The organism is Halorubrum sp. Eb13 (assembly GCF_002252895.1).
GTDB lineage: Archaea > Halobacteriota > Halobacteria > Halobacteriales > Haloferacaceae > Halorubrum.
Genome location: NZ_NHPE01000058.1, coordinates 109,556 through 119,983, shown reverse-complemented (window position 1 = coordinate 119,983; position 10,428 = coordinate 109,556). Strand labels below are relative to the sequence as shown.

General features: G+C 70.4%; 13 protein-coding genes. 8 read left to right on the top strand and 5 right to left on the bottom strand.

Features of this window, described 5'->3' with window-relative positions; genetic code table 11:
* Positions 1-17: 17 nt before the first annotated feature.
* Positions 18-485, bottom strand: a complete 468-nt coding sequence (locus tag DJ75_RS06520) for a peroxiredoxin (protein ID WP_094523653.1) — start codon at positions 483-485, stop codon at positions 18-20.
* 79 nt (positions 486-564) lie between these two features.
* Here DJ75_RS06520 and DJ75_RS06515 point away from each other — a divergent pair, with 79 nt between their 5' ends.
* Genes DJ75_RS06515 through DJ75_RS06505 form a run of 3 tightly spaced genes read left to right on the top strand, consistent with a single transcriptional unit; the run spans position 565 to position 4,283 of the window.
* Positions 565-2,769, top strand: a complete 2,205-nt coding sequence (locus DJ75_RS06515; RefSeq protein WP_094523651.1) for a histidine kinase N-terminal 7TM domain-containing protein — start codon at positions 565-567, stop codon at positions 2,767-2,769.
* 54 nt (positions 2,770-2,823) lie between these two features.
* Complete coding sequence (gene map / locus DJ75_RS06510) at positions 2,824-3,732, top strand: type II methionyl aminopeptidase (protein WP_094523649.1); 909 nt, start codon at positions 2,824-2,826, stop codon at positions 3,730-3,732.
* Positions 3,732-4,283: an HIT family protein gene (locus tag DJ75_RS06505; RefSeq protein ID WP_094523647.1), complete on the top strand. Its 552-nt coding sequence runs from the start codon at positions 3,732-3,734 to the stop codon at positions 4,281-4,283. The genes map and DJ75_RS06505 overlap by 1 nt, the downstream gene beginning before the upstream one ends.
* Before the next feature lie 520 nt (positions 4,284-4,803).
* Here DJ75_RS06505 and DJ75_RS06500 read toward each other — a convergent pair.
* The 3 genes from DJ75_RS06500 to DJ75_RS06490 form a co-directional block, all read right to left on the bottom strand.
* Positions 4,804-5,568: an amino acid ABC transporter ATP-binding protein gene (locus DJ75_RS06500; protein WP_094523645.1), complete on the bottom strand. Its 765-nt coding sequence runs from the start codon at positions 5,566-5,568 to the stop codon at positions 4,804-4,806.
* The gene (locus tag DJ75_RS06495; protein ID WP_394338186.1) at positions 5,568-6,209 is read right to left on the bottom strand and encodes an ABC transporter permease; all 642 of its coding nucleotides are present in this window, start codon (positions 6,207-6,209) and stop codon (positions 5,568-5,570) included. Before DJ75_RS06495 ends, DJ75_RS06500 begins: the two co-directional genes overlap by 1 nt.
* Positions 6,210-6,358: 149 nt before the next feature.
* Complete coding sequence (locus DJ75_RS06490) at positions 6,359-7,294, bottom strand: substrate-binding domain-containing protein (RefSeq protein ID WP_094523643.1); 936 nt, start codon at positions 7,292-7,294, stop codon at positions 6,359-6,361.
* Positions 7,295-7,531: 237 nt separating this feature from the next.
* Here DJ75_RS06490 and DJ75_RS06485 point away from each other — a divergent pair, with 237 nt between their 5' ends.
* The 5 genes from DJ75_RS06485 to DJ75_RS19015 all read left to right on the top strand — a co-directional run bounded on the left by DJ75_RS06485 (position 7,532) and on the right by DJ75_RS19015 (position 10,158).
* Positions 7,532-8,296, top strand: a complete 765-nt coding sequence (locus tag DJ75_RS06485; RefSeq protein ID WP_094523642.1) for a TOBE domain-containing protein — start codon at positions 7,532-7,534, stop codon at positions 8,294-8,296.
* A 302-nt stretch (positions 8,297-8,598) separates the two neighbouring features.
* Complete coding sequence (locus tag DJ75_RS19020; RefSeq protein WP_254921646.1) at positions 8,599-8,721, top strand: hypothetical protein; 123 nt, start codon at positions 8,599-8,601, stop codon at positions 8,719-8,721.
* 98 nt (positions 8,722-8,819) lie between these two features.
* A complete protein-coding gene (locus tag DJ75_RS06480) occupies positions 8,820-9,056 on the top strand; it encodes a hypothetical protein (RefSeq protein ID WP_094523640.1) in 237 nt (78 codons plus the stop codon).
* 201 nt (positions 9,057-9,257) lie between these two features.
* The gene (locus tag DJ75_RS06475; RefSeq protein ID WP_094523638.1) at positions 9,258-9,956 is read left to right on the top strand and encodes an NAD(P)H-binding protein; all 699 of its coding nucleotides are present in this window, start codon (positions 9,258-9,260) and stop codon (positions 9,954-9,956) included.
* 76 nt (positions 9,957-10,032) lie between these two features.
* Entirely contained in the window at positions 10,033-10,158 is a 126-nt protein-coding gene (locus DJ75_RS19015; protein WP_254921645.1) for a hypothetical protein, read from the top strand.
* A gap of 48 nt (positions 10,159-10,206) precedes the next feature.
* On the opposite strand, the gene DJ75_RS06470 is transcribed toward DJ75_RS19015, so the two are convergent.
* Positions 10,207-10,386 (bottom strand): hypothetical protein, encoded by a 180-nt coding sequence (locus DJ75_RS06470; protein ID WP_094523636.1) that lies wholly within the window; start codon positions 10,384-10,386, stop codon positions 10,207-10,209.
* Between the last annotated feature and the right edge of the window lie 42 nt (positions 10,387-10,428).

The window sequence follows — 10,428 nt, the reverse complement described above, 5'->3', positions numbered from 1 at the left end:
GAGGGTCGCCGCCGACCTCAGCCGTCGAGCGCGGCGATGTCCTCGACGATCTCGACCGCGTGGTCCTCGGGAGAGACGCCCTCGTAGGCGAGGACGACGGTCCCCTCGCCGTCGAGCACGTACGTGTTCCGGAACACGCCGTCGAAGGTGTTGCCGAACATCTGCTTCTCGCCGTACGAGTCGTACGCGCTCGCGACCTCGCCGTCGGGGTCCGACAGCAGCGTGAACGGGAGGTCGTGCTTCTCGGCGAAGGGCTCCAACTCCTCGACGGGGTCGTCGCTGATCCCGACGACGGCGACGTCGGCCCCCTCGAAGGCGTCCCACTCGTCGCGGAACCCGCACGCCTCGGCGGTACAGCCCGGCGTGTCGGCGCGCGGGTAGAAGTAGACCACCGTGTACCGCGACTCGTCCGGGTCGACGGTGACGGTCGCGCCGTGCTGGTCGGCCAGCGTGATCGGGGGTGCGGAATCGCCGGGATCGAGCATACCTGCTGTCGTTTCGGCGGCGTCTTAGGGCGTTCGGTCCGGTCCACTTTTATCCGCTACTGTCATGCTAACGATATCGATGGTGTGGCAACCGACGCCGTACACGGCCCCGTTGCTCGTGGCGGCGCTCGCCTCCTTCTCCTTCGCCGCGTACGCCGCGAGGAGTCGGGGGCGAGGGGAGCGCGCGCTCGTCCGCGCGTTCGTCGGCGTCGCGCTCGGGAGCGGGGTCTGGTCGCTGGCGTACGCGGCCCAACTGTCGGCGACCGCGCTCGACGCGACCCTCTTCTGGAACCGGTTCGTCTGGGTCGGGACCGGGACCCTCGCGGTCGCTTGGCCCGCGTTCGTGCTCGCGTACGTCGACCGAACGTCGTGGCTCCGGCCGCGCCGGTTCGCCCTGCTCTGTCTCGTTCCCGCGGCCGTGGTCTCCGGCGCCCTCCTGATCGGTCCCGAGGCGCTGTTCTACCGCGACCCGTCGCTCGCCGACGTCGGCGGCTACCTCGTCGTGGAGTACGCCCCCACGCCGGAGCTCCTCGCGTTCGTGGCCTACTCGTACGCCGTGAACCTGGTCACCTTCGCCGTCCTCGGGTACGCGGCGCTCACCCGAGAGGGCGTGTTCCGCCGGCAGGCGGCGCTGCTGCTCGTCGCCGGCGTCGCACCGACGGTCGCCGGCGTCCTCGGCGTCTGGGGCGCGGTCGGGCCGACGTTCGTCGACCTGACGCCGGTGACGTTCGCCGCCACGTCCGGGGTGATCGGCTGGATCGTGTTCAGACACCGTCTCCTCGACCTCTCGCCGATCGCCCGCGATACCGTCTTCGCGAACCTCGCCGACGGGGTCGTCGTCGTGGACGCGACCGGCCGTATCGTCGACGTCAACGAGCCGGCGAGGGGACTGTTCCCGTCCGTCGCGGTCGGACGAGACGTCGTGGAGGCGTTCGACTCCGCCCCGGGCGTCGTCGAGGCGATGCGGGGCGCCCGGACCGAGTCGTCGCGCGAGGGCGAGTTCCGGGTGACCCTCACCGACGGGGAGAGTCACCGGTTCCTGACCGTGGACGCCCACGCGATCGACGGCGCTGACGCCGGAGCGCCGCCGCGTGACGGGGTCGGCGGCACCGTCCTCCTCTTCCGGGACGTCACCGAGCGGGAGACTCTCCAGCGCCGGTATCGGACCCTCATCGAGAAGTCGCCGAACGTCGTGGCCGTCTGCGGGACCGACGGTCTCGCCCGCTACGTGAGCCCGTCGATAGAGCGGCTGCTCGGCCACTCGCCCGCCGAGGTCGAGGGGCGACCGATCGTCGACCTCGTCCACCCCGACGACGAGTTGGAGTCGCAGCGCGCGTTCGAGCGGGCGTTCGAGACCGACGAGCCGCAGCCGCTCGACCACCGCATCGCCCACGCCGACGGGAACTGGCGCCGGTTCGAGACGACCGTCGAGCGCCTGTTCGACGACACCGAGGAGGTCGTGATCACCGCGACGGACGTGACGGAGAGCCGTCGGTACGAGCAACGCCTGCAGGTCCTCAACCGCGTGCTCAGACACGACCTGAAGAACGACACGAACGTGATCGGCGGCTACGCCGACCTCCTGCGCGACCACGTCGACGAGGACGGCGGCGACTACTTGGACATCATCGACCGGAAGGTGGAGACGCTGACGCACCTCAGCGACCAGGCCCGCGAGATCGACGTGGCGCTCCACAACGAGGCCGGACAGACGCGGATCGACCTCGCGCGGCTGGTCGAGCGGCTCTCCGAGTCGCTCGAATCGTCGTTCCCGGACGCGACGGTGCGGGTCTCGACTCCCGACGCCGCCGTCGCGCACGCCGACGAACTCCTCGAGTCCGCCGTCCGGAACGTGCTGGAGAACGCCGTGGTCCACAACGACCGCGATCGCCCGACCGTCGACGTCGCGGTCGCGGCCGCCGACGGCGGGTACCGGATCGAAGTCGCCGACGACGGCCCGGGGATCCCGCCGGTCGAGCGGGCGGTCTTCTCGGAGGCGCGCGAGACGGCGCTGGAGCACGCGAGCGGCCTGGGACTCTGGCTCGTCCACTGGATCGTCACGGAGTCGGGCGGCGAGCTCGACATCGAGACGCGGGACCCGACGGGGACGGTGGTGCGGATGCGGCTCCCCGCGGCCGACGCCGACGGCGGGACTGCGGCCGAGCCAGACGGCGACGACACCGCCGCGGCCGACACCGAGGACACCGCCGCGGCCGACGCCGACGGCGGGACGGTCGCCGGGGCGGACGGCGGAAGCTCCGCCGCGACGGACGTGCGCGACTAGCGCCGTCGCCGTCCCTCCGCAACCTCTTTGCGGTCGCTGGTCGAACCGACGGTCATGAGTCACGGATCCCTGGACGAGGACGCGGTCGAGAGCTACCGGGAGGCCGGCGCGGTGTTGGTCGAGGCGACGAACGAGGCCCGCGAGATGGTCGAGCCGGGGCGGTCGCACTTGGAGGTCGCCGAGTGGACGGAGGACTTCGTCCGCGAGCAGGGAGCCGGGCTCGCGTTCCCCGTCAACATCAGCGTCGATCCCGAGGCGTCGCACGCCACCCCGAGCCGGGACGACGACACGGAGTTCGGCGAGGAGATGGTGTGTCTCGACGTCGGCGTCCACGTCGACGGCTACATCGCCGACGCCGCGGTGACCGTGGACCACTCCGGGAACCCGGAGCTCGTCGAGGCCGCCGAGATGGCGCTGGAGGCCGCGGTCGACGAGGCCGGTCCGGGCGTCGAGGTCGGCGTCGTCGGCGCGGCGATCGAGGACGTGATCCGGGGGTACGGCTACACCCCCGTCCTGAACCTCTCCGGCCACGGCGTCGAGCGCTACGACGCCCACACGGGGCCGACGGTGCCGAACCGGGGGGTCGACCGCTCCGTCGAGCTAGAGCCGGGGCAGGCGGTCGCGATCGAGCCGTTCGCCACCGACGGCCGCGGGAAGGTCGGCGAGGGGACCGACGAGGAGATCTTCGAGCGACAGGGCTCGGCGAGCGTGCGCGACCGCCGCGCGCGGCAGGCCTTAGAGGAGATCGAGGCGTTCGACGACCTCCCGTTCGCGGCGCGGTGGCTGGAGGGCGACCGCGTCGAGATGGCGTTGCGGCGGCTCAAGCAGGCGGGCGCGGTCAAGGGGTACCCCGTCCTGAAGGAGGCCGACGACGCCTTGGTGAGCCAGGCGGAGCACACCCTGCTGATCACCGAGGACGGCGTCGAGGTGACGACGGCCGGGATCCACGGCTTCGACGACTGATGGACCGGATCTACGCCCCGTGGCGGATCGAGTGGGTCGAGCGCGAGTCGGACCCGATCGACGGCTGCCCGTTCTGCGTCCTGCCGGACCGCGAGGACGCCCGCGAGGCGCGGATCGTCGCCGAGAGCGAGCGCAACTACGTCCTCTTGAACAACGCCCCGTACAACCCGGGCCACGCGATGGTGATCCCGGACGAGCACGTCGAGGATCCGACCGACCTCGACGACACGACCCTCCTCGACCACGCACGGCTGAAGTCGGCGACGCTGACGGCGTTGCGCCACGACGTCGACCCCGACGGCGTGAACACGGGCCAGAACCTCGGCGGGGCCGCCGCCGGGGGGTCGATCGACCACCTCCACACTCACGTCGTCCCGCGGTGGAACGGCGACACGAACTTCATGCCCGTGACCGGCGAGACGAAGGTTATCGTGGAGGCGGTCGACCGCACGTACGGGCACCTCCACGCCGGCTTCGCCGCCGGCGACGACGTGGTCGATCCGGGCGACCCCGAGGCCGGCGAGGCGGTCGAGCTCGACTTCGACAGCTGAGGCGACGGCGATCCAGTATTTAAATAGCCGTGAATGATGGCGAAGATTATTTTATAAATGACGGAGGCGGCGGCGCGCCCCGGTGAGCGGCCGACAGGCCGCGAGCCGACGGTGCGAGGTCGTCGGGCGAAGCCCGACTGCCAGAGAATCTCCGATTCTCGCTGGACGCGGTGAGCGCTCGCAGAGCGCGAACCGCGAGGCTGGGGAAGTGTGAGGTGCTGTGCGGTATAGGTGGGACTCAAAAGGGCAGCCGGTGAGGCGGACGGAGGCGTTCACGAGAGCTCCGCTCTCGTGAGCCAATCAGAACGCGAAGCGTTCTGATGACGATGCAAGGACCGCAAGGAGCGAGTGAAACGAGCGACTGAGGACCGTAGCGAGCGTGCGTCCGCCTCACCGGTTGGGGCTTTGGAAGTGTTCACCGCAGCAACGCCGACCATTTATAAACAGTCGACAGCAACACCACGCTCCGACCTGTAAACGACTCTCCTCGCGACGTACTACACCTACTCCTCGATGCGCGTCAGTACACCAGCTCCCCGGAGATGAACTTCCGGGTGCGCTCGTCCGACGGGTCTTCGAAGATCCGCTCGGTCGGGCCGACCTCGGTGACACCGTCGTCGAGCAGCACCGCGACTCGGTCCGCGACGCGCTCCGCCTGATGCATGTCGTGCGTCGCCACGACGACGCCGATCCCGCGGTCGCGGGCCTTCGCCATCGCGTCCTCGATGACGGCGGTGTTCCGCGGGTCGAGGTCGGAGGTGGGCTCGTCGAGGAGGAGGACGTCGGGGTCGTACGCCAGCGCCCGGGCGAACGACACCCGCTGCGCCTCGCCGCCGGAGAGCGAGTCCGCCCGCTGGGTCGCCTTCTCGGAGAGCCCCACCACGTCGAGCGCGTCGCCGACGGCGTCGGCGGGCTCGTGCAGCCCGACGAGCGAGCGGAGCTGGGCCTGAAGCCGGTCCGCCCACGGGCGGCGGATCCGCAGGCCGTACTCGACGTTGCGCGCGACGGGCGCGTCGAAGAGGCTCGCCTCCTGGAACACCATCCCGACCCGCCGGCGCAGTGCGAGCCGCTCCGACTCCTCGGCGGTCCACACGTCGGTGCCGTCGAGCGCGACGGCGCCGTCGTCGGGTTCGAGCGAGAGCGCGAGCGTCCGGAGCAGGGTCGTCTTGCCGACGCCGGACGGACCGATCACCGCGACCACCTCCCCGGAGTCGACGGTCAGCGAGAGATCGCGGAACACCGGCCCGTCGCCGTACGAGCGGGAGACGTTCCGGAGCCGGAGCATCAGCGGTGCACCCCCTGATCGCCGAGCCGGATCACGACGGCGTTGACCGTCAACACGAGCGCGACGAGGACGGCGCCGAGTATCATCGCGGTCTCGTACTGCCCCTGTCTGGCCTCGAGCTGGATGGCGGTCGTCAGCGTCCGCGTCTTCGATATCCCGTCCGCGCCGGTGATGTTGCCGCCGACGATGAGCACGGAGCCGACCTCGCTGATAGCGCGGCCGAATCCCGCGAGGATCGCGGTGGCGATACCGTACCGGGCCTCCTTGAGGACGACGAGCGCCACGTCGACGCGCGTGCCGCCGAGCACGCGGGCGGCGTCGCGGACGTTCTGATCGACGCCGGAGATCGCCGCGAGGCTGATCGCCGTGATCGGCGGCGTCGCGAGTACGAACTGCGACATGATCATCGCCTGCTTCGTGAAGACCAGATCGAGCGCGCCGAGCGGTCCCTGGTTCGAGACGGCGAACAGCACGAGGAGGCCGACGACGACGCTCGGGAACCCCATCCCGGTGTTGATCACGGACTTCGCGAACTGCTTGCCCGGGAAGTCGGTGAATCCCATCACGACCGCGATCGGGATGCTGAACAGCGTGCTCAGCGCCACCGCCGTGAGGCTCACGTACAGGGAGACGTAGATGATGCTCCAGACGTACCCGTCCCTGAACGGAAGGTCGAGGAGGGCCGGGAGGTCAGCGGCGACTGGTCCCCCGAGGAGGGCCGGGAGGTCAGCGGTAACCGGGCTCCCGAGAACGGTCGGCAGCAGCGGTGCGACTGATTCGAGCGGCACGCTCACCCGTCGGTGGAGTTCCCACTCCAACCTTCCGGAACGTACTGCTGGAAGTCAGGGCTCTCGGAGACCGCCCTGGGGAAGAACAGCTGCTCTCCGTTCATCTGGTAGTCGGCGATCGCCTCTTGGGCCCCGGGGCTGGTGATCCAGCCGATGTACGCCATCGCGAGGTCGTAGTTGGCGTTGTCGTGGACGCCGGGGTTGACGGCCATGATCCCGTAGGGGTTCGCGAGGATCTCCGGGCCGTCCTCGATCGGCCCCTGCACGAGGATCGTCAGGTCGATCTCCGAGCGCTGCGAGATGAACGTGCCGCGGTCGGAGAGCGTGTACGCGCCCTGCTGGTTGGCGTTGTTGAGCGCCTCGCCCATCCCGGCGCCGATCTCCTGGTACCAGTCGCCGCCGGGGTCGGTCCCCGCGGCCTCCCAGAGGTTCAGCTCCTTGGTGTGCGTGCCGGAGTTGTCACCGCGGGAGACGAACGGGGCCCCCGCCTCGGCGATCGCCGTGAGCGCCTCGGTCGCCGAGGACATCCCCTGGATCCCGGCCGGGTCGCTCTCGGGACCGACGATCACGAAGTCGTTGAACATCAGGTCCCGGCGGTTGATCCCGTACCCGTTCCGCAGGAACTCGTCTTCGAGCCCGCGGGCGTGGACCATCACAACGTCGGAGTCGCCGTTCCGGGCCGACTCGAGGGCCGCGCCCGTCCCCTGCGCGACCGCGTCGACGGTCACGCCGTACATCTCCTCGAAGTCGCCGTGGATCGCGTCGAGGAGCCCCGTGTCGTAGGTGCTCGTCGTGGTCGTGAGCGTCAGGGCCTCGCCGGCCACGGCGGCCCCGCCGCCGGTCTGCTCTTGGCTCCCCCCCAACTGCGCACAGCCGGCGGTGCTCGCGACAGCCCCTGCGCCGAGCGCGGCGACGAACCGTCTTCGATGTATCGACATAGACACACCGATGGACTGATAGGTAATATAATTTCTGCACGCGGATAACCGCGATCGGTTACTCGCTCCCGCACGGAGCGATCGAGGTGCGCCGGTGAAGCCGAGCCGGTGTCCGATCGCGCCCCGAGATCGGTCGGAATCGGAGGGGAAGACGACTGGAACCGGTTACGTCGCCGTCGGGGACGCCGGCGTACCGGGAGGGAAAGCGCCAACACCCCCCGGGACGACGGTGTCGACATGGACGAAAGCGGCGACGAGGGCGCCGCCGAAGGGAGCGCCGCCGGCGCGGGCCGCGGCAGCGCGGCGCTCATCGAGGGCGACGCCGAGTTCGACGGGCGGGACGCCGCGCTCCTCCGGGCGGTCCACGAGGCGGGCTCGGTCGCGGGCGCGGCCGCGGAGCTGGGGCGTTCGCGGGCCCGAGCGCTCTCGCGGATAGAGCGCCTAGAGGAGGCGTTCGGCCGGTTGGTCGAGCGCCGGCGCGGCGGCTCGGGGGGCGGCGGCAGCCGGCTCACCGACGCCGGGCGCGAGCTGCTCGACCGCTACGACCGACTGCAGGCCGTGCTCGCCGCGACCGCGAGCGTGCCCGAGACGGTGCTCGACGGGACGGTCGCGAGCGTCGACGGCGAACTGGCCGACGTCGACACCGCGGTCGGCACGCTTCGGGGGCTCCACGATAACGCGACCGTCGGCGACGCGGTGCAGGTCAGAGTCGGCGCCGACGCGGTGACGATGCACTCGGGGGACGCCGACATCGACCCGGACGCGACGAGCGCGCGGAACCGGCTCCGAGGGACGGTCGTCGACATCGACGCGGGCGAGACGGTCTGCACGGTTCGCGTCGCGGTCGAGGGCACGGCGTTCCACGTGCTGGTCACCGCCGAGAGCGCGTCCCGGCTGGCGCTCACCGAGGGCGACGACGTGTCGGTGCGGTGGAAGGCGACGGCCACCCGGCTGGTGAGACACGCGACGACCGCCGGCTCCACCGAGCCGTCGCGGGACTGACACCGGACGGGCCGGAGCGGTCACTCCTGCCTGGATCGCTTCCAGGCCGGGTAAAGCTCTATCACGGCGATCAGGCTGAGCGCGACGCCGACGGCGATCATCAGTGCGTCCGGGTCGATATCGTCCATACCCCAACGTGGGGGCGTAAACGTGTAATCGTTTGCCACGATTCGAGGAGCGACCGGTCCGCGCGCGGGGACCGGTCTCCGGTTCGGTACGGGTCGCGACGGCCGACCGATCGCGGCTGCGGCGCGCTTCGGGGAACGAAGACGTATGTGCGCGAGCGTCCAAAGGTCGTCATCATGCCCGCGACAGACGACGAACGCGACGACGGGAACGATCGACTGTTCGCAGTCGTCATGATCGCGCTCTCGGTGCTCATCTTCCTCGCCGTCCGCAGGTCGGAGCGCGAGCGCTCCGACTAAGGCGTCCGCGGCGAGAGCGCGACGACAGAGCCGCCGAATCCGGGTCGTTCGTTCTCGCTGACGGGAACTGATTTACATGTACGCACCCTACTGAATCTGTGAGCGACTCAACTGAGGACACGGCGGTCGAAGCCGCGGAAGGAATCGGTACCGACGGTCTCACTCCCGCGGTGCTGGCATCGGTCGGCTCGGTCGCACTCGCACTGTACTTCTACTACGTGCGCGGCGACAAGCAGCGCGGCCAGTTCGTCGGCTTCTGGCCCGTCACGATACTCGGACTGGCGTCCTACTTCAAGCTGGAGGAGATCCGGCAGATGCTGGCGGACGACGAGTAGTTTCGCACTCAGGCCCGTCCCGATCGGCGTCGGGACCGAAACGGAGTATAAAAGCGGCGAACCGACGGCGTCGGACCCCGGCTCCGACCCGCGGACGCGAGCGGCTTTTTCTGACAACGCCTCAGCGAAGACGCGGCCGCGCGGCGCGGGCGGAACCGGTCCGACCCGGGCGTTCTTTGCGCTCCGCTTCGAACGTGAGACATGGATCCGACCGACATCGACGCGGTCCTCGTCGCGGGCGCCACCGGGGGAACGGGCCGAGAGGTGCTGCGGCGAGTCGGACGGCGAGTGGACACCGTTCGCGCGCTCACGCGGTCCGCGGGCGCCACCGCCGACCTCCGGGCGGCCGGCGCGGACGAGGTCGCGGTGGACGACCTCCTCGACCCGTCCGACCTGGCCGCGGCCGTCGAGGGGGTCGACGCCGTCATCAGCGCCGTCGGGAGCACCAGCTCGACCGTCCGGAGCGGCCCGCCGTTCGTCGACGGGGCCGGGAACCGAGCGCTGGTGGAGGCGGCGGTCGACGCCGGCGTCGACGCGCTCGTGATGGAGTCGGCGATCGGCGTCGGCCCCGAGCCGTCGAGCCCGCTCGCGTCCGCCTTCGACGCGTTCATCGGTCCGTTACAGGAGGCCAAGGGCGAGGCGGAGGCCGCGCTCCGCGACGCGCCGATCCGACACACGGTCCTCCGCCCCGGAATCCTAACGAACGGCCGGCGGACGGGGCTCGTCACGACGGCCGAGCCGGGGGCGAGGCTGTGGGGAACCGTCTCGCGTGCCGACGTGGCGTGGCTCATGGCCGCGGCGCCGACGACCGAGGGCGCGGCGGACCGGACGTTCGAGGTCGTCTCCACGCCCCGGTTCCCCGACCGCGGCGTCGACGTGAACTGGACGTTACCGCGGTGACTCCGGGCCTCGCTGCCGTCACGGCGCACCGGGGCGGCGGTAACGATTATAACCCGGCCGTGAGTAGTGACAACGTATGACACACGACGTGCCGACCGAAGAGACCCGGGGGCGTCGGTGGTGTGAGACCTGCCGTATCAGCGTCGAGCCGGTCGCGGGCGACCGCGGTCTCGAGTGTCCGAGCTGCGGCGAGTCGCTCTGAGGGCGCCGACCCGCCGCGGGCCGCTCGGAGAAGACACGCAGAGACGTCTCACGCCTCCTCGCTGGCGTCGAAGTAGCCGTTGAGCAGTTGCGGGACGACGACTCCGACCGTCAACAGCGCTCCGATCAGGACGGTGTCGCTCAGTTCCGTGAGGACGCGGCCGCCGTAGGCCAGCGCCAGTCCGGCGGCCATACACAGGAGGATGACGGCGTTCTCGCGGGAGAGCATGCGGTCGGCCTTCGGCGTCCGGGTAAAAATCCCCTGTGACCG

Coding starts and splice junctions, on each gene's coding strand:
- DJ75_RS06505 (WP_094523647.1), top strand. CDS start 3,732: ATGGACCGGATCTACGCCCCGTGGCGGATCGAGTGGGTCGAGCGCGAG.
- DJ75_RS06515 (WP_094523651.1), top strand. CDS start 565: ATGGTGTGGCAACCGACGCCGTACACGGCCCCGTTGCTCGTGGCGGCG.
- DJ75_RS06475 (WP_094523638.1), top strand. CDS start 9,258: ATGGATCCGACCGACATCGACGCGGTCCTCGTCGCGGGCGCCACCGGG.
- DJ75_RS06500 (WP_094523645.1), bottom strand. CDS start 5,568: ATGCTCCGGCTCCGGAACGTCTCCCGCTCGTACGGCGACGGGCCGGTG.
- DJ75_RS06490 (WP_094523643.1), bottom strand. CDS start 7,294: ATGTCGATACATCGAAGACGGTTCGTCGCCGCGCTCGGCGCAGGGGCT.
- DJ75_RS19015 (WP_254921645.1), top strand. CDS start 10,033: ATGACACACGACGTGCCGACCGAAGAGACCCGGGGGCGTCGGTGGTGT.
- DJ75_RS06470 (WP_094523636.1), bottom strand. CDS start 10,386: ATGCTCTCCCGCGAGAACGCCGTCATCCTCCTGTGTATGGCCGCCGGA.
- DJ75_RS06485 (WP_094523642.1), top strand. CDS start 7,532: ATGGACGAAAGCGGCGACGAGGGCGCCGCCGAAGGGAGCGCCGCCGGC.
- DJ75_RS06520 (WP_094523653.1), bottom strand. CDS start 485: ATGCTCGATCCCGGCGATTCCGCACCCCCGATCACGCTGGCCGACCAG.
- map (WP_094523649.1), top strand. CDS start 2,824: ATGAGTCACGGATCCCTGGACGAGGACGCGGTCGAGAGCTACCGGGAG.
- DJ75_RS19020 (WP_254921646.1), top strand. CDS start 8,599: ATGCCCGCGACAGACGACGAACGCGACGACGGGAACGATCGACTGTTC.